General features: G+C 59.4%; 14 protein-coding genes. 9 read left to right on the top strand and 5 right to left on the bottom strand.

Annotated features, from left to right (window positions below; genetic code table 11):
- Positions 1 to 31 precede the first annotated feature (31 nt).
- Complete coding sequence (locus DW195_RS03440; RefSeq protein WP_117767172.1) at positions 32 to 679, bottom strand: hypothetical protein; 648 nt, start codon at positions 677 to 679, stop codon at positions 32 to 34.
- Positions 680 to 1,341: 662 nt separating this feature from the next.
- Here DW195_RS03440 and DW195_RS03445 point away from each other — a divergent pair.
- Positions 1,342 to 2,466, top strand: coding sequence for an ATP-binding protein (locus tag DW195_RS03445; RefSeq protein ID WP_089573292.1), 1,125 nt, complete (start codon positions 1,342 to 1,344; stop codon positions 2,464 to 2,466).
- 245 nt (positions 2,467 to 2,711) lie between these two features.
- Here DW195_RS03445 and DW195_RS03450 read toward each other — a convergent pair whose 3' ends face one another.
- Positions 2,712 to 3,380: a hypothetical protein gene (locus DW195_RS03450; RefSeq protein WP_089573291.1), complete on the bottom strand. Its 669-nt coding sequence runs from the start codon at positions 3,378 to 3,380 to the stop codon at positions 2,712 to 2,714.
- Between the two features lie 481 nt (positions 3,381 to 3,861).
- On the opposite strand from DW195_RS03450, the gene clpB reads away from it, so the two are divergent.
- From clpB to DW195_RS03465, 3 genes are all read left to right on the top strand, one after another.
- Complete coding sequence (clpB, locus tag DW195_RS03455) at positions 3,862 to 6,489, top strand: ATP-dependent chaperone ClpB (protein WP_118205871.1); 2,628 nt, start codon at positions 3,862 to 3,864, stop codon at positions 6,487 to 6,489.
- A gap of 134 nt (positions 6,490 to 6,623) precedes the next feature.
- Entirely contained in the window at positions 6,624 to 6,809 is a 186-nt protein-coding gene (locus DW195_RS03460) for a hypothetical protein (RefSeq protein ID WP_229057829.1), read from the top strand.
- 208 nt (positions 6,810 to 7,017) lie between these two features.
- Complete coding sequence (locus tag DW195_RS03465; RefSeq protein WP_118205872.1) at positions 7,018 to 8,370, top strand: ATP-binding protein; 1,353 nt, start codon at positions 7,018 to 7,020, stop codon at positions 8,368 to 8,370.
- A 44-nt stretch (positions 8,371 to 8,414) separates the two neighbouring features.
- On the opposite strand, the gene DW195_RS03470 is transcribed toward DW195_RS03465, so the two are convergent.
- From DW195_RS03470 to DW195_RS03480, 3 genes are all read right to left on the bottom strand, one after another.
- Positions 8,415 to 9,896, bottom strand: coding sequence for a hypothetical protein (locus DW195_RS03470; protein ID WP_118205873.1), 1,482 nt, complete (start codon positions 9,894 to 9,896; stop codon positions 8,415 to 8,417).
- 233 nt (positions 9,897 to 10,129) lie between these two features.
- On the bottom strand, positions 10,130 to 11,137 hold the full coding sequence (locus tag DW195_RS03475; RefSeq protein WP_118205874.1) for a DUF5692 family protein: 1,008 nt from the start codon (positions 11,135 to 11,137) through the stop codon (positions 10,130 to 10,132).
- Positions 11,138 to 11,200: 63 nt separating this feature from the next.
- Positions 11,201 to 11,863, bottom strand: coding sequence for a TetR/AcrR family transcriptional regulator (locus tag DW195_RS03480; RefSeq protein ID WP_117800597.1), 663 nt, complete (start codon positions 11,861 to 11,863; stop codon positions 11,201 to 11,203).
- A 189-nt stretch (positions 11,864 to 12,052) separates the two neighbouring features.
- Here DW195_RS03480 and DW195_RS03485 point away from each other — a divergent pair, with 189 nt between their 5' ends.
- The 5 genes from DW195_RS03485 to DW195_RS03505 all read left to right on the top strand — a co-directional run bounded on the left by DW195_RS03485 (position 12,053) and on the right by DW195_RS03505 (position 18,620).
- Complete coding sequence (locus tag DW195_RS03485; protein WP_199576301.1) at positions 12,053 to 14,830, top strand: FAD-dependent oxidoreductase; 2,778 nt, start codon at positions 12,053 to 12,055, stop codon at positions 14,828 to 14,830.
- 194 nt (positions 14,831 to 15,024) lie between these two features.
- A complete protein-coding gene (locus DW195_RS03490; RefSeq protein WP_118205875.1) occupies positions 15,025 to 15,453 on the top strand; it encodes a hydrogenase maturation nickel metallochaperone HypA in 429 nt (142 codons plus the stop codon).
- Positions 15,454 to 15,856: 403 nt separating this feature from the next.
- The gene (locus tag DW195_RS03495; RefSeq protein WP_117637934.1) at positions 15,857 to 16,846 is read left to right on the top strand and encodes a PTS sugar transporter subunit IIB; all 990 of its coding nucleotides are present in this window, start codon (positions 15,857 to 15,859) and stop codon (positions 16,844 to 16,846) included.
- An 18-nt stretch (positions 16,847 to 16,864) separates the two neighbouring features.
- Positions 16,865 to 17,683, top strand: a complete 819-nt coding sequence (locus DW195_RS03500; RefSeq protein WP_089573274.1) for a PTS mannose/fructose/sorbose transporter subunit IIC — start codon at positions 16,865 to 16,867, stop codon at positions 17,681 to 17,683.
- Positions 17,684 to 17,699: 16 nt separating this feature from the next.
- The gene (locus tag DW195_RS03505; protein WP_117564942.1) at positions 17,700 to 18,620 is read left to right on the top strand and encodes a PTS system mannose/fructose/sorbose family transporter subunit IID; all 921 of its coding nucleotides are present in this window, start codon (positions 17,700 to 17,702) and stop codon (positions 18,618 to 18,620) included.
- Positions 18,621 to 18,658: the final 38 nt, after the last annotated feature.

Below are 18,658 nucleotides of genomic sequence, written 5' to 3' on the forward strand. Positions count from 1 at the left end.
ACCACCACAAAGGTGCCTGTCCGGCGGGTTCTTATTTCGATGGGGTCCAGGTTATCTCATCGTCAAATAGCCAAGTGCGTGCTGAGCCGCTGTCGCGCGCTGTCTGTGGATCGGGCTCGCAGGTTTGTTCGTAGGCATCCTCGGTACACTGATCCATAAAACTGACGACTGCCGTCTGGTCGCCCTCCATGACGTAGATTACGTCGCCATCCGAGATATAGACCCCCGGCCCTTCATTGTCCACATAGCCGGGGTCGTATGAGACGTTGCACAGTCTGCTCCCGTTTGCTGCATCGAGTTCAAGGGTCGAATGATACCCGCCATTCATTTGGCTATTCTTGACTCGATATATTACGGCGCCGTACCACCGCTTAAACGTCTTGCCTTTGAGCAACTTGGCTGCCTTACCGATAAGCTGCTCATCTTTGGTATAGCGCGTGGCCCCAAGTTCGATACGGGGATAGTTGCTGACCCCAAGCGCTGCGGGCGTACCGTCAAAATCGACGGTGATCGAATCGGGTTTGACGATATCGGTGAGGATTTCGATGGGATAGCTTACGGTCTCAATCACCGCCTGCGTTGCAGAGGCGGGGAGAAATGCGAGATAGATAATGCCCACGCCGACTGCGGTAATCGCAAACGCTAAGACGAGTAGGCCGATATAGGTGGAGCGTTTCACGGTGGGGCACCTCGCTTACAATATGCAATCATTAAAATAAATGATATCAGCTTGCGACAATATTCAAAAGAAAGCGATCGTTCGAAATGGGGGGGGGCTAAAAGGCCCTATTGGGCTTCGATTTGGGATCGCCAAACGTAGACTGGGCTTGATGCCGCCTCTTTTAATCGGGGCTGATTCTTCTCTGGACCACCACAAAGGGGACAGGCGCCTTTGTGGTGGTTTCATTGGTCTCAATCTGTAACAGCTGGGCTGCAAAAAGCGGGTTTGGTGTTACAGGTTGAGATTTTCGGACGGGGCTCCGCGGTTAATCTCGATCTGTAACATCTGGACCCCAATTTGCCGAGTAGTTGTTACAGATTGAGACAAACGGTTGCCGTCGATCGCTTCATCTAAATCTGTAACACCTGGGACCGAAAAGGGCCGCTGGATGTTACAGGTTGAGACAGCGGGGTGTGTTGGAGCGAAAACCACCACAAAGGCCCCTTGCGGTGGTTTTTGAGGGGCCAAATGTTTTCCTGTTAGAGTCCAACGCGGACTGTTGGCACCTTTAGTTGTTAGCGGCGGGAAACGGCCGCATGATTAAATAGTTGAACTATTCTCACTACTTTCACTATTTGCACTATTGATACTATAATCACGATAACGACGACAGTAGGAAGGTGGGGACATTGAAGCGCACGATAATCAACCCGTTTAAGCCGACCGCTGGCGCTGAACCTCCGGTCCTTATCGGACGCGAGCGGGTTATTGATGATTTTAGGGACGGCATCGAAGAAGGCGTGGGCGCCCCCGGAAGGCTCATGCGCATTACCGGCCCGCGCGGGTCGGGCAAGACGGCGCTGTTGACAGAGCTCGGCGATATTGCGAAGTCGTATGGTTGGCGCGTGGTTGACGTGACTGCGGCGGGCAGTATCGTCGACGCCATCCAACATGAGCTCGCACGCACCTCGGACAATACCGAGCTTCATTTAGAAGCAAGTCTTGGTGTGGTGAAAGCGGGCGTATCTAAGTCCTTGACCGGGCCTGAGACGTTGCGGGGCGTCTTGACGAGCGTGGCGTCGCGGGAAACGCAACATGGTGCCGGTCTGCTGGTGACGGTCGATGAAATACAGGATGCGGATGCTGATGACGTGCGGCTCGTTGCAGCGGCCGTGCAGCACCTTATCCGCGAACGCAAGAATATCGCGTTTGTATTTGCTGGCTTGACCATGGGCGTAATGGACCTCATCAACGGCCGTGCCCTTACATTTCTACAACGAGCTAAGGCTGAGGAGCTCGCCTCGATTCCGCTGTCGGATGTTTCGGATTCGATGGCTTCAACCGTGGAAGGTGCCGGTTTGCACTTGGATGGCAAGGCGCTTGAAATGACGGCTTGTGCTACGAGGGGATATGCGTATCTCGTGCAACTCGTGGGCTATCGCGTATTCGCGAATGCGCGCAGGCATGCCGACCGCGATGCGTCGATTTCACTTGAGGATGCCCAGAAGGGCATTGAAGATGCGTATGGGGAGTTTGAGGGCTCCGTGCTCGACGTTGCCCTTGCCGATTTGCCGCTTCGCGCGATTGAGTACCTCATTGCCATGGCCAAGCATGAGGGGAATGTGCCGACCAAAGAGATCGCAGCGGGGCTCTCCTTGCCCCCTGCGAGCCTGACAGCGACACGACGGCAACTTATCAAGGCACAGGTTATCGATGCGCCCTCACGTGGCATGGTGAGGTTCTCGATTCCATTGCTGCGCGAATATCTGCTTAAGAGCTCGAATGAAATCCTATCAAGATATTGATATTTGTCGGATAGCTTGAAGGGGCCAAAAGCCAACGTCAGAGACTAAAAACGGCCTTCAACGCCGGCGATTGGTCCCTGCCAACCCAAAGAAGCCGCCGCAGGGATGGTTCCTGCGGCGGCTTCTTGCATCGTAGGGCGGAAATGATCGCCGAAAACCACCACAAAGGGGACGGGCACCTTTGTGGTGGTGGGGAGCGAGCTCGATGTCGCCGTTCGGGCTGAGCAACATTTCAATGAAAACCTCTACAGGATTTCGTCCGGGCTGGCGGATTTGGTCGTTTTGGGGATGCCGAGTTTGGACGATGCGAAATCGTCAACATTGTCCTTGATTCCATCTTTAGTGAAGACGGTGACCGTATAGGTGCTGTGCCCAAATTCGCTTTTGTCGCGTATCGCCCAGGCCTGCCAGTAGGCAGCTCTGCCTCGCTCTCTGATTTTTCCTATGCGGCGGAGTTCTGTTCGCTTTAATTTCTGGTCGCTGTCGACGGTTCGGCCGACCTCATCGGTGAGCCCGCACTGTTCAAGCAGTTTGTCGAGGACTTGGTTCATGTGACGCTCATCGGTGTTTGGAGCATAGTCGTAAGCGAGGGTGATGGAGGCAAGGGGTTGGTCATCGATCAGATAGTTCATCGCTTGAGGTTCAAGGTTGAAGTAGGGAGAACGTCCGTCGACCTGACCGAGCAGCGGCAGCTTTGACCGCCAAAGCCCGGTGGGAATTGCATCTTCGTAGAGCACACCGCGGCAGATAAAGGAGAGCGAGGTGGCACGCGAGCCGGCGTCGACCATCCCGCACAAATCGAAGGGCGAGGCGATACCCAGGGAAAAGGGTGTGACGACGATAAGAAAGAGCATCACGATGGGTATGGCGAGAATGGCAATGACGTTGCGAGCAGTAGAATAAGACGACTTCATATCTGCTCCTTGAGACGAAGAGCTATCAAGAACGAGAGAAATGAATATGCTTTAATCACAGTTCATTTTAACCTCAATACGAGCAGGAATAACGGATATTAGGAGCGAGCTCGATGTTGATGTGGACCAACACAAAGGTGCCTGTCCCCTTTGTGGTGGTTCCGTTTGTCTCGATCTGTAACAGCTGGGCTGTTAAAAGCGGGCCTGGTGTTACAGATTGAGATTTTTGGGCGGGGCTCCGCGCTCCATCTCAATCTGTAACACCTGGGACCGAAAAGGGCTGCCAGATGTTACAGATTGAGACAGTTGGGTTCCACGGTCGCGCCGGACCGACACTCTCAAGTCCTATCTTTCAATCACTCAGAAAATCTTATATATAGAGACTTAGATTTGTGTATAAGATCGCGCAAAGCTGGCAACAATACTTCTCGAACAACGTGAAGCCGCCCCGTAGGGCGGCCACCCCAAGAGAGGTGATTCCATGAGAATCGATAAGCTAGCAATGACGTCGCGCGAGGCGCTGCAGACCGCCATGAGCACGGCTGCCGATGCGCAGGCCGGCGCGGTGGAGCCGATTCACCTGCTGTCCGCCCTGCTCGGCGCCGGCGAGCGCAATATCTCCGTGATCATCGAGCGCATCGGTGCCGACCCGGCCCAGCTTGCACGCTCCACACAGGATGCCATCGACCATGCGCCCAAGGTGTCGGGCGAGGGCCAGCAGATGGGTCTTTCCAACGAGCTCGTCCGCGTCATCGAAAAGGCCGAGAAGAAGGCCACCAAGATGGGCGACAGCTTTGTGGTGACCGAGCATCTGCTGATGGCGCTTGCCGAGGACAAGGGCGAGGCCGGCCGCGTTCTGCGTGACGCCGGCGTGACCAAGGAGCGCATCGAGCAGGTTTACGAGGAGCTGCGTGGCGATGACCGCGTGACGTCTGCCGAGGACAAGACCCAGTTTGAGGCGCTGGAGCAGTACGGCCGCAATATCTGCGACCTTGCCCGCGCCGGCAAACTCGACCCGGTCATCGGCCGTACCGACGAGATCCGTCGTACCATCCAGGTCCTGTCCCGCCGCACCAAGAACAACCCCGTGCTCATCGGCGAGCCGGGCGTCGGTAAAACCGCCATCGTCGAGGGCATCGCCCAGCGTATCGTGGCCGGCGACGTGCCGAGCACCCTGCGCGACCGCGACCTCATCGAGCTCGACATGAGCGCGCTGGTCGCTGGCGCCAAGTATCGCGGCGAGTTCGAGGACCGCTTGAAGGCCGTGCTCAAGGAAGTGCAAAAATCCGAGGGTAAGGTCATCCTGTTCATCGATGAGCTCCACACCATCGTGGGCGCGGGTGCCACCGAGGGCTCCATGGACGCCGGCAACATCCTCAAGCCTGCGCTCGCCCGTGGCGACCTGCATGCGATCGGCGCGACCACGCTCGACGAGTACCGTAAGTACATCGAGAAGGATGCGGCGCTCGCCCGTCGTTTCCAGACCGTTATGGTGAGCGAGCCTACCGTCGAGGACACCATCTCGATCTTGCGTGGCCTCAAGGAGAAGTACGAGATCTTCCACGGCGTGCATATCACCGATAGCGCGCTCGTGGCCGCCGCCGACCTCTCCGATCGCTACATCGCCGACCGCTTCCTGCCCGACAAGGCCATCGACCTGGTCGACGAGGCCGCAAGCCGCCTGCGCATGGAGCTCGACAGCATGCCGGTCGAGATCGACGCTACCACGCGTCAGCTCACCCAGCTGCAGATCGAGGAGCAGGCACTCATGAAGGAGACCGACGACGCCTCCAAGGAGCGTCTGGAGGCGCTGCGCCAAGAGATCGCCGAGGTCCAGGAAAAGCTCAACGTGCAAAAGGCCGGCTGGCTCAACCAAAAGAACGCCATCGACCATGTGCGGGAGCTGAAAAGCCAGCTCGATGAGGCCAAGAGTGAGGAGGAGCGCGCGGCGCGCAACGGCGACCTGGGTCGTGCGTCCGAGCTGCGCTTCTCCGTGATTCCGGGCCTGCAGCAGCAGATTCAGGAGTCCGAGGCTGCGCTCGAGGCACAAAAGGAGCAGGACGGCGAGGGCCTCAACGAGCAGGTGACCTCCGACGAGATTGCCGAGGTCGTAAGTGCCTGGACCGGCGTGCCCGTGTCCAAGATGATGCAGGGCGAGCTCGACAAGCTCAAGGGCCTGGAGGGCGAGCTGCATAAGCGCGTCATCGGTCAGGACGAGGCCGTGTCCGCTGTGGCCGCGGCCGTGCGCCGCAGCCGTGCGGGCCTCTCCGATCCAGACAAGCCCATCGGCAGCTTCTTCTTCCTGGGCCCTACCGGCGTAGGCAAGACCGAGCTCGCCAAGGCGCTGGCCGAGTGCCTGTTCGATGACGAGCGCGCGCTCGTGCGTATCGACATGTCCGAGTATATGGAGAAGTTCAGCGTCCAGCGTCTGATCGGTGCGCCTCCGGGATACGTGGGCTACGACGAGGGCGGCCAGCTCACCGAGGCCGTGCGCCGTCGTCCGTACTCCGTAATCTTGCTCGACGAGATGGAGAAGGCTCATCCGGATGTCTTCAACGTGCTGTTGCAGGTGCTTGATGACGGCCGTCTGACCGATGGCCAGGGTCGCCAGGTGTCCTTCAAGAACACGATTATCATCATGACGTCCAACGTGGGCTCCAAGGCCATCGCCGAGCTTTCCGGCAAGGACGAGGAGGAGATGCGCCATCAGGTCGACGCCGCCATGTCTCAGACCTTCCGCCCCGAGTTCCTCAACCGTATCGACGATATCGTGGTGTTCCATCCGCTCGGCATGGCGCAAATCGAAAAGATCGTCGACATCCAGCTTGCCGACGTTCGCGCACGCCTGGCCAAGGAGCGCATGACGCTTGCCATCACCCCGGCGGCCAAGCAGATGCTCGCCGTGGGTGGCCTGGACCCCGTGTTCGGTGCCCGTCCGCTCAAGCGCCTGGTCCAGCGCGAGGTCGTGGACGCCATCGCCGCCGCCATCATCGACGGCACGGTGCGCGAGGGCGATCAGGTGACGGTCGATGCCGACAAGGACGGCGGCTTTACCGTCGTGTGCGACAACACGCCGGCGGCCACCTACGAGGTCCCCGACGCCGAGTAGATTTATGGGACATGCCTTAAAATCTGCCAGCCGTCTCTAAACGCCAAGGGCGGCGGATCCAATGGGGTCCGCCGCCCTTTTTCGTGCGACAATCGATGATGTTGAACACGATTGCACGGCAAGGAGATATGCAGATGATAGACAAGAACAAGACGAACACGTCGACGACCGATGCCGCACCCAAGCCTGCGCCTAAGCCGGCACCCAAGCCGCGCGACCCCTACATCCGTGCCGAGAACGAGGATGACGACGGCTACGATCCTTATAGCGATCGTCGCCCCGAGCGCGAGCCCCTCTTCGAAGCTGACCCCTGGCGTTAAGTAGCTCATTTGGGACGGAGCTTTTTAGCTACTTTGTTTTCGGCTAGAGGCGTTCATGCCTGCCCCCCCTCGGCCGCTCGATATCCTCCGGGAGGGGCCACTAATAGAAAACTTGCTTATCCATTAATCAAGATACGCATAATCTTGCTCTCCTGCTAATCAAGAATCGTTATAATCTTGATTAGCAGGAGAGCAAGATTGGAGAATTATGGCATTCAACGACTTGGTGGCTCAAAAAATAAAGGACTTTGAGCAACAGGGGATTCCGCAGGTCTTTGAGCGCGACCTTGATCTGGGCAACCCGCAGGAGCCAAAGCGCGACAACATCGTATATGTGATTGTGGGCGCCCGTCGTTGTGGAAAGACGTGTCGCCTGTATCAGGAGATGCGGCGGCTTCAGGGCCAAGGCGTCGAGCTTGACCGGATGCTATATTTCAATTTTGAGGATGAGCGCTTGCGTCCGTATGAGCCATCGCTACTAGCGGACGTGCTCGATACATTCTATGCACTATATCCTGCTGCTCGAGGCGAGGGCGCCTACCTTTTCTTTGACGAGATCCAAGAAATACCCGAATGGGGTGCGTTTCTGCGACGCGTGGTCGATACGGAGAAGGCGACCGTTTACGTGACGGGATCTTCTTCTAAGATGCTGTCCTCGGAACTTAAGAGCGAGTTCAGGGGCCGCTCTCTTGTGCGAGAGCTGTTTCCGTTGAGTTTTTCGGAATACGTCCGATATAAGACGGGGAGCGTTCCTGAGCCGGATGCACCCTTTTCATCGAGCGATGCAGCACTGCTTCGACATCATCTGATCGGATATCTTGAACGAGGGGGATTTATCGCGACTCTTGAGCAGACGCCTGCGGATGCGATTCAGCTGCTACAGGAATATGCGTCGCGAACGGTCGCTATGGACGTTGTGGAGCGTTACGACGTCAAGAGCCCTCGTTTGGCCTCACTGTTTCTGACGCGGTGTATGGCATCTTCGGGACGAGAACTGTCGGTGAACAAGGTGTACAACGAGTTCAAGAGCAGGCAGATACCCGTCAGTCGAAATACGCTCAGCGACTTACTTGAGTATTACGAGGACGCCTACCTGCTGTTTTCGGTGCCGGAGTTCACGCGTTCGCTTGCAAATAATACGCGGTCTGCGTCTAAGGTCTACGCCGTCGATCCTGCGATGTTCGGAGCGTTCTCCCCCGCATCGGCATTGGATCAGGGTCAGAGGCTCGAGACCGCGGTGTTCAATGCGCTCAGAAGAAGGACCCCCGCCGTGCGGCCCGGTTCGGTTTGCCGCCTGCTGATTAAAGATAAGAATAAAAGCCATGAGGTGGACTTTGTGGCTGGGGATGCACTGCTCATGCAGGCTTACGGCCTGATTCAGGTAAGTGTGGATATGACAAGCGAGAAAACGCGCGAGCGCGAAATTGCCGCGCTCGATGCCGCGATGGCCCAGTTTGATCTTGGCGAGTCGGCAATCGTTACCATGGATGAGCAGGCCGATATTCCATGCAAACACGGCGTGGTACATGCTGTGCCCGCATGGAAGTGGCTCCTTTCCTAATCGTCTATGGATTTGCGAGGCCAGGACTCAGGTGTCATGGTCCGCTAGTCCTGGGCCTTGATGCTCGGCAGGAGAATCTGGGCGAGGTAGTCGGTCTCGAGTTTGGTCGCGGCGTCGGCTTTGCCGTCTTTGCCGACCAGTACGTTCTTGATTTGGCTATAGGTGTAGCGGTTGCCGGTCGTAAGCTCGACAAGCTCAATGGCCGTGTCCATGGGGTAGGTCGACACGGGATTCTGCGTCCGTCCGTTGATGGTCTGGGGCACCACGTACGGATAGACGGGGCCGCTGGCGTAGACGGTATAACCGTTGCCTAGATTGGCCGCACCCAAAACCGTATCGCCCTCATCGGGCGTAAAGCTCTCGCCCTCGCGCACCGCGACGAGCGTCACAATCGGCGTATCGCTGTCGCCGGCAAGATAGATGCATAGCGTGCTGCCATTTTGCCAAGTCTCGACCTTGCCGTACCATTCGACGGGGATATCGAGCTGGTAGAGGTCGGTTGCCTTGTGACGGGCGTCGGCATCACGGGCCGCCTGTGCCTTTTGCGCGCTCACGGCATTGACGGCGGCGTCGCGCCGCGCGGTTGCCGCCTGCTGGAGCACCTTGGCGGTGGCGGCGGAGCTCGCGCCTCCCTCCTCGGCATATTTGGCGGCGGCATCGATCTGGTCGTCGGTTACCGTGTCGGCCGAAGGCACCTTAAGCTTAAAGGCGGCCTGGCTGCTTAGGTCCTGTCCGTCGCTCTTGATCGTGACCTGCGCCTTGGTGGTCGGCACGGTATAGACGGTGCCGTCGGACGCGATGGGGGAGGCGGCAATGGAGAGCGTGTAGTCACCGGGTAGCAGTTTGATGCCACGGCCGTGCTCGTCAACATAGAGCGTTTCGCTCACGGATGAGCCATCAGCGTCCTGACCGCTCACCTGTACGGGAATCTTAGAGCTGGTGGAACAGTCGAGGCCCGCGGCATGCACGCCAATCTGCACCGACATCATCGTGTGGGCATTGGCGGCGACAGCGGCAGCCTGCTCTTGCTGATATCCGTTCCAGGCAGCATAGCCTGCACCGCCGGCGACGAGCGCGGCGGCCACGATACCGGCGACCATCAGATTGCGGCGCTTGGGCGACATCTTGCGATGACGAACCTCGGCCTCGCGTGCCGAGGGAACGGACGGTAGGGGAATATCGCCCATGGCGATGGTCTCGTCCACGGCTGGTGCGGAACCCAGGCCAGGAAGCTCGCGGGTCAGCGAATCCTCGGCCGGCAAGCTGTCGAGCAAGACGGTTTCCTCGCCCGTGTCGGATTCGGGCTGGTCGTCGGCCTCGCTATCGTCCTCTTCGGCTTCGTCAGGAGCGTCTTTGGCGTCGCCGCCTTCGTCCTCAGTGTCTTCGTGCACCTCGTCTTGCGCGTCGACGACCGAATCGCTAAACGAGAGCTCGTCTAGCGCGATCCGGTCAAGGCTCTCCAGGGCTTCGGCACATGCTTCCGCATCCTGGGCCGCATCCTCGCGGCCATACGTCTCATCGCTCATATATCCCCCAATGCAATATCGGCTCAACACTGTACCCAAAAATGGAGCCATATAAAGCGAATGCGAAATATAAGATCCGATTTAACCCGAGCACATCGTTCAGCCGCATCCTCGCGGCAGCAAAAAGCCCCCGGAACGCGAACGAATCACATTCCGAGGGGCTCTGCAATGCGTTGAGTTGCGCGGAGCCGGCTACGCCGCTTCGTGCTCAAACGATGTTTGCGTCAGGCACGTTACTCGGCGTGCGCGTAATCAACCTTGGCACGGCGAGCGGTAGCCTTCTCCCAATCGCTGGTGCCCTCAAAGACATCCTGCTTGTAGGGATTGCGGCCGAGCTTCTTGGCGCGGTAGGCGATGTAGATGATCGCGGCGACGTTGGCGACCAGTGCGGCGATCGAGACCGCGGTAGCGGCGCCGGGGTCGAGCGTGGAGTGGGTCACAAAGATGGACTCCTCCTGGAAGTACGGGAACACCTGGGCAAACATGCACCAAATAGCAAGCGTAAAGGCGCGGTTCTGGATCCAGCCGCCCTTGTTCCAGATAAAGGCGGCGACGGTGGGCGCCAGCAGCAGCGCAAAGCCGCAGAACCAGGAGTGGGTGGGCAGGCAGTTGTAGGTGTAGCAGAAGTTCCAGATATCGTAGGCGATGATGTAGACCCAGGTCATGTCGGGCCACAGCATGTCGGTCTGATCCTCGGAGGCGTAGACGCTCCACCAACCGGTCATGCAGAAGATGTTGATGATACCGGCGATGCCGTTGAACACGTTGTTCCAGCCGGCCAGCTGCGTAGCACCTTCGGAGGTGACCCAGGTGGACTCGCCCAGGACAAAGAAGTGATAGGCGCTCTCAAAGTCGGACACGACGGCGATCATGATGTTGATGGCGACGATCACAAACGGCCACGCGCGGAACCAGTGCGCCTTGCCGATCTTGCCCCACTGATACTTAATGGCGATGAAGCCCCAGCAACCGGCCAACGCCGCGTAGACCTTGGCGTAGTGGAACCAGCTGTTCTGGTACACATGGGTGGGGTTGGTGAGCGCCCACTCGGCACCCTGCGAAACGCCGACGGCGATGGCGACGCAGTAGATGGTCATGGCCAGCGGAGCCACGCCAAAGATGATGGCCGCGCCGAGCTTGGTGCGGCGGCCGACCTCGTTGAGCACGATCAGGCCGATAAAGACCATGGCCCAGCCGGCCCAGTGGATAAGGGTATCGCTACCCCAAACATCGAACAGCATGCTGCTCTCCTTTCACAAGCCCGCGGCCCCTCTTCCGATCGCGGGCAGTTTGACCAAATGTCGTCAGTTCTGGGGCTTGCGCTCCGGATACTTGGCGGTATAGCCCTCGATGTGGAGTGTCGAGGCGATGATTTCCTTGACCGTCTCGTCGGGCACATCGGGGTGCGTGCGGATATACATCAACAACCCCATGATGAGGGTGTAGAACGTCTCGTAGACATGGTCGATGCGTAGCTCATGATGGGCGACAAAATCCACCACGGTGGTGTCGCAGATATACTGCGCCACGCGTTGGACCACGTTGTGCAAAAAGCCGCCGTAGAGCGCGCCGCTGCTGGAGGTCAGGGTGCTCGGCAGTTCGTGGCCGCTGGCGACCAGGCGCTTAAAGAGCGGGGCGACGGTGTCGAGCGCCCCCTCGATGTCGCCAACCGTGCGGCTGGCATTCCACTGCTCGAGCTCGGTAATGAAGCCGTCGATCGCCTCGTCCATGACAGCGGTGACGGCGGCGTCCATATCGGCAAAGTAGTGGTAGAACAATGAACGCGTGCAGCCGGCTCGCTTGGTCACAGCCGATACCGATAGGTGGGACACGCCCAGCTCGGAGCTTACGGTGCGCACGGCATCGAGAATCTCGCGACGGCGTTCGTCGCCCGTCAAGCGCTTTGCCGCGCTATCGGATGCGGGGACGGCATCGACCACAGAGGTACCTGCTGCGTTGTTGCCCATGTTTTGCCGCCTTTCATCCTCTTTTGCCTGACCGTTCGCCTAACAGTCTTGAATATTGTTGACGGTTCGTCAATACTATTTTTGACACAATGTCAACAATGGCGGGTGAACGGCATGGGGGCATGCCCGGCCTGCAAAAAAAGAGGGGCGCTGCGGCCTCGTCGGGCTGCGGCAAGAGAAGGGACAACCATGATTCTCAACGGACCGGGGATTAGTTACACCGAGCCCGATATCGGCGCGGAGTTTGTGCCGCCGCTGCCGGAGCATCCGCGCGAGGCAATCGTCAAGCTGTGCGAGCACTGCACCAACCGTCTGCTGCATCGCGACGAGCTGCTGGGCTACGAGTACTGGTCGTTTGCCGAGGCCGCAACCGACGAGCAGGCCGAAGTGCTCTGCAAGATGAAGATGCGCCGTCCCTATACGCTGCCCGAGATGGTCAAGCTCACCGGCATGCCCGAAGCCGATATCGAGAAGATGCTCGACGACATGAGCTACACGGGTCTGCTCGAGTACAACTGGGAAAACCCCGAGCGCGCCAAGCAGTGGGTGCTGCCCATGCTGGTGCCGGGTTCTGCCGAGTTCCTCAACATGCGCATGGGTCAGCTCGAGGAGCATCCGGTCTATGCCAAGTTCTTTGAGCAGGCGTCCAAGGGACCGCTGTCCAAGGCCACGCCGATGGTGCCGCCCGGCGGTGCCGGCATCGGCATGCATGTCATTCCGGTCGAGAAGGCCATCGATGCCGCGAGCACCTCGGTGCCGATCGAGCATATCGAGCATTGGCTCGACAAATACGATGGCAAATATGCCGCTAGCACCTGCAGCTGCCGCGCGAGCCGTCGCGTGATGGGAGAGGGCTGCGCCGACGACCCGGCCGATTGGTGCATCGCCGTGGGCGATATGGCCGACTACGTGGTCGAGACCGACCGCGGCCATTATGTGACGCGCGAGGAGGTCTACGACATCCTGCGCCAGGCCGAGGACAACGGCTTTGTGCACCAGATCACCAACATCGACGGTGAGAACAAAATCTTCGCCATCTGCAACTGCAACGTCAACGTGTGCTACGCCCTGCGCACTTCGCAGCTGTTCAACACGCCCAACCTGTCGCGCTCAGCCTATGTCGCCAAGGTCGAGAAAGACAAGTGCGTGGCCTGCGGTCGCTGCGTTGAGGTGTGTCCGGCCGGCGCCGCCAAACTGGGCCAGAAGCTCTGCAGCAAAAAAGCCGGCGGCCGCGTGCCCGAGTATCCGCGCCAGGAGCTGCCCGATGCCACCAAGTGGGACCACACCAAGTGGTCGCCCAACTACCGCAACGATAACCGCATCGAGACGCATGAGTCCGGCACCGCGCCCTGCAAGACGGCCTGCCCCGCGCACGTTGCCGTTCAGGGCTATCTGAAGCTCGCGGCGCAGGGTCGCTATGACGAGGCCCTAGCACTCATTAAGCGCGAGAACCCGCTGCCCGCTATCTGCGGCCGTGTGTGCAATCGCCGCTGTGAGGATGCCTGCACTCGCGGTCGTGTGGACGCCGCCGTGGCTATCGACGAAGTCAAGAAGTTTATCGCCCAGCGCGATCTGGATGCCGCGACCCGCTATGTCCCACCTGTGGTGACCCCGACGCGTGCCGGCGGCTTCGACCAGAAGGTCGCCATCATCGGTGCCGGTCCGGCTGGCCTGTCCTGCGCTTTCTACCTGGCCGAGAAGGGCTACAAGCCCGTCGTGTTCGAGAAAAATGAACGCCCGGGCGGCATGCTCACCTACGGCATTCCCAGCTTTAAGCTGCAGAAGGATGTTATCGAGGCCGAGGTCGAGGTTATTCGCCTGATGGGTGCCGAGTTCCGCTATGGCGTGGAGGTCGGCCGCGATGTGACGCTCGACGAGCTGCGCGAGCAGGGCTTTAAGGCCTTCTATGTTGCCATCGGCTGCCAGGGCGGACGCCTTGCCGGCATTCCGGGCGAGGATGCCGAGGATGTGACGGTGGCTGTCGACTTTTTGCGCGAGGTCAACAGTGGCAAGATCGACGCGCTGCCCGGCCGCACCATTGTGGTGGGCGGCGGCAACGTGGCTATCGATGTCGCCCGCAACGCCTGCCGTCTGGGTTCCGAGCACGTTGAGATGTTCTGCCTGGAGAGCGAGGCTCAGATGCCCGCCAGCGAGGAGGAGCGTCGCGAGGCCATCGAGGATGGTGCTCACATCAGCTGCGGCTGGGGTCCCAAGGAGGTTCACCTGGACGAGACCGGTCGTGTGTGCGGCATCACCTTCAAGCGCTGCACGCGCGTCTTTGACGACGAGGGCCGTTTTGCGCCCGAGTACGACGAGAACGACCTGCGTCGTGTCGATGCCGACCGCGTCGTCATGTCGATTGGCCAGTCCATTGTGTGGGGCGACCTGCTGGCTGGCTCCAAGGTGGAGCTTGGCCGCGGCCAGGGTGCCCTTGCCGATCCGCAGACGTACCAGACCGCCGAGCCCGACATCTTTGTGGGCGGCGACGTCTACACTGGCCCCAGCTTTGCCATCGATGCCATTGCCGCCGGTCACGAGGCCGCGGTGTCCATCCATCGCTTTGTGCAGCCGGGCTCCACGCTCACCATCGGCCGCAACCAGCGCCGCTACACCGCGCTTGACCGCGACGATGCCGTGATCGAAAGCTACGACAACGCGAGCCGCGAGGTTGCGCATGTGGACCGCGAACGCGAGAAGGCCGCGCCGTTTAGCGAGTACGTCGAGACCTTTACCGAGGAACAGGTGCGCGCCGAGACCGCTCGCTGCCTGGGCTGCGGCGCCTCGATCGTCGACCCCAACAAGTGTATTGGCTGCGGTCTGTGCACCACCAAGTGCGCGTTCGACGCCATCCATCTGGATCGCGACCGCCCCGAGTGCTCAACGATGGTCAAATACGAGCAAAAGCTCCCAAGCCTGGGCAAGTACGCGCTCAAGCGCGCCATTAAGATCAAATTCGGGAAGAAGTAAGAAACGCAACAAGCAGGAGAACGGCGCAGAGAGCGGTTGGACAGCGAGCGAGTCCCAGGCGTGGCGAGGTGCCTTGAAAGAGGAGGGCATAGGGCTTTTGCCCATGCCCGACGATTGAAAGGCAGATCGCCCGTCTGGGGCTCGCGCAGCGTCAAGCCGACCGCCGTTCGGTAGAACGGCGGAAGGAATTAAAAGTGCACGAGCTCGGGATTGTTTATCACATCATTCGTGATGTCGAGAATGTGGCGCGCGCCAATGGCGTGCGTCGCGTTTCGAGCGTGACGCTGCTGCTGGGCGAGGTCTCGGGCGTCGTTCCCGATCTGCTGCTTGACGCTTGGCGCTGGGCGGCAGATAAAAAGCCCATCGCGCAGGGCGCGGAGCTTATCGTGGAGCCCGTCGAGGCCGTGACGCATTGCGAGGCGTGCGGCCGCGACTACGCGACGGTCGAGCACGGCAAGACCTGCCCCCATTGCGGCAGCGGCGAGACATACCTGCTGCAGGGCCAGGAGGTCATGATCAAGCAGATCGAGACCCCCGACGAGGACCCGGCAGACGCTGCTCCTGGCGACCTCTCCGACGCCCCCGATGCCGTCGACGCCGCCAACCCCCTCCACATCGCCTAACTTAGACATTGGGGACGTTCTTAAACGACTAGTCGAAAAAGAACGTCCCCAATGACTAGCCATTTAAGAACGTCCCCAATAACTACTTTGCTAGAGCATATCGCTCGCCATTAGTCAAGGCATAGCTGTTTAAACGAAATAGCCTCAGTCTCAGCACGTTTGCATCTGTTTAAAAGCGGTAATAATGATAGCATGCGCATATCCGTCGTGTAAGTATTGGTTGGGTATCAGTTATCAGCGGCAGATCAGCCAATGATGCTGGAATGTAATCAACTTGTAACAAATTAAGACGTTTAAACAAATAATGCTACCTTTTGCAGTTTTTCAAACAATTCTGCTGTATTTGCAGCTATACTCCATAACTGTCGTGTAGGAATTACGTAGACAAAAAGGAGGTTATGTGATGGTAAGTATTGTTCTTGCTAGCCATGGTGACTTGGCGGCTGGAATCAAGCAGACGGGCTCGATGGTCTTTGGCGATCAGCCGTCTGTAGCCGTGGTCTCGCTCGAGCCGAGCATGGGCCCCGACGACTTCCGAGCCAAGGTCGAGGAAGCAGTCGCTTCCTTCGAGGACCAGGAGCAGGTGCTCTTCCTCGTTGATCTGTGGGGCGGCACGCCCTTCAACCAGATCAGCGGTCTCATCGAGGGCCATGATTCCTGGGCTATCGTCACCGGTGTCAACCTGCCTATGCTCATCGAGGCATATTCGCAGCGCTTTGACGCAAAGAACACTGCACATGCGATCGCAAAACATCTCGTGACTGAGGCTAAGGCCGGCGTGCGCGTCAAGCCCGAGTCTCTGGAGCCCGAGGAGAAGAAGCCGGCTGCGGCCGCCGCTGCTCCTGCGGGTGCCATTCCTCCGGGAACGGTCATCGGCGATGGGCACATCAAGATCGCCCACGTCCGTATCGACACGCGTCTGCTGCATGGTCAGGTGGCCACCACGTGGACCAAGCAGATCAACCCCAACCGCATCATCGTGGTTTCCGACGGCGTTGCTCACGACGAGCTCCGCAAGACCATGATCGAGCAGGCTGCCCCTCCGGGAGTCCACGCCAACGTCGTGCCCATCAAGAAGATGGCCGAGGTCGTCAAGGACACGCGCTTTGGCGACACCAAGGCGATGCTGCTGTTCGAGAACCCGCAGGATCTGCTCAGGGCCATCGAGGCCGGCGTCGACATCAAGGAAGCCAACATCGGTTCCATGGCCCACTCCAAGGGCAAGGTCGTCGTCACCAACGCTGTCGCTATGGGCGATGACGATGTCAAGACCATCGAGGCTCTCAAGGCCAAGGGCGTCAAGTTCGAGGTCCGCAAGGTTCCTTCGGATTCCTCCGAGGATCTCGACGCCATGTTGAAGAAAGCTAAGGCCGAACTGGCCGCTCAAGCATAGTAAAGGAGGGTCCGATACATGTCTGCAATCACTATTCTGCTTGTTGCGATTGTCGCGTTGCTTGCCGGTATGGAAGGCATTCTGGATGAGTTCCAGTTCCATCAGCCGCTCGTGGCATGCACGCTTATCGGTCTCGTAACCGGTCACCTTCAGGAGGGCATCCTCCTGGGCGGTTCGCTCCAGATGATGGCCCTTGGCTGGGCTAACGTCGGCGCCGCCGTCGCGCCTGACGCCGCTCTGGCCTCGGTCGCTTCTTCGATCATCATGGTGCTCGCCCTCAACGGTGGCGCCACCGATTCGGCCAAGGCCGTTACCGCCGCCATCGCCGTCGCCGTCCCGCTGTCGGTCGCTGGTCTGTTCCTGACCATGATCTGCCGTACCCTGGCTACCGCTATGGTTCACGGCATGGACGCCTGCGCCGAGAAGGGCGACTTCGCCGGCATCGAGCGTTGGCAGTACGCCGGCATCCTCATGCAGGGTGTTCGTATCGCCATCCCGGCAGTACTTCTGTGCATCATCCCGGCCGAGGCCGTTACCAACGCGCTTAACGCTATGCCCGATTGGCTGTCCGGCGGCATGGCTGTCGGCGGTGGCATGGTCGCTTCCGTCGGTTACGCCATGGTCATCAACATGATGGCCACCAAGGAGACCTGGCCGTTCTTCATCCTCGGCTTTGTCCTTGCTGCCATCCCTCAGCTCACGCTGATCGCCCTTGGCCTCATCGGCATCTCCCTTGCCCTCATCTACCTTGGCCTTAAGGATCTGGCCAAGCAGGGTGGCGGCATGGGCGGTGGCTCCGGTGACCCGCTCGGCGACATTCTGAACGATTACGAGTAGGAGGGGAGTGATACATATGGCAGAGAACAAGATTCAGCTCACCAAGGCTGACCGTAAGAAGGTTTGCTTCCGTCATCAGTTCCTTCAGGGCTCGTGGAACTACGAGCGTATGCAGAACGGCGGCTGGTGCTTCGCAATGATCCCTGCGATCAAGAAGCTCTACACCAGCAAGGATGACCAGATTGCCGCTCTTAAGCGCCACCTGGAGTTCTATAACACCCACCCCTATGTTTCCGCCCCCGTCATTGGCGTTACCCTCGCCCTCGAGGAGGAGCGCGCCAACGGTGCTCCGATTGACGACGTCGCCATTCAGGGCGTCAAGGTCGGTATGATGGGCCCGCTCGCCGGCGTCGGCGACCCCGCCTTCTGGTTCACCCTTCGCCCGATTCTGGGTGCACTGGGCGCTTCCCTGGCCCTGTCCGGCAGCATCGCCGGTCCGCTGCTGTTCTTCTTCGCGTGGAACATCATCCGTTACGCCTTCCTGTGGTACACGCAGGAGTTTGGCTACAAGGTCGGCTCCTCCATCGCCAAGGACCTCTCCGGCGGTCTGATGGGCAAGGTCACCGAGGGTGCTTCCATCCTGGGTATGTTCATCATCGGCGCCCTGGTCGAGCGCTGGGTGTCCATCTCCTTCACCCCGGTCGTCTCCAAGGTCACGCAGTCCGCTGGCGCCTATATCGACTGGGCCAACCTGCCCGCCGGTTCTGAGGGCATCAAGCAGGCATTGACGATGTACAGCTCTGTCGGTGCCAACGCACTCGACCCGGTGAAGGTCACCACGCTTCAGGCCAACCTCGATCAGCTCATCCCCGGCCTTGCCGCCGTGTGCCTGACCCTTCTGGTCTGCAAGCTCCTCAAGAAGAAGGTCAGCCCGATCGTCATCATCCTGGCTCTCTTCGCCGTCGGCATCATCGGTCGCGTCTGCGGCTTCATGTAAGCACGCTTCGGCTTAAGACCGAGAGTTGCTAGGCAAGG

It is taken from the genome of Collinsella sp. AM17-1 (genome assembly GCF_003470665.1).
Classification (GTDB): Bacteria; Actinomycetota; Coriobacteriia; order Coriobacteriales; family Coriobacteriaceae; genus Collinsella.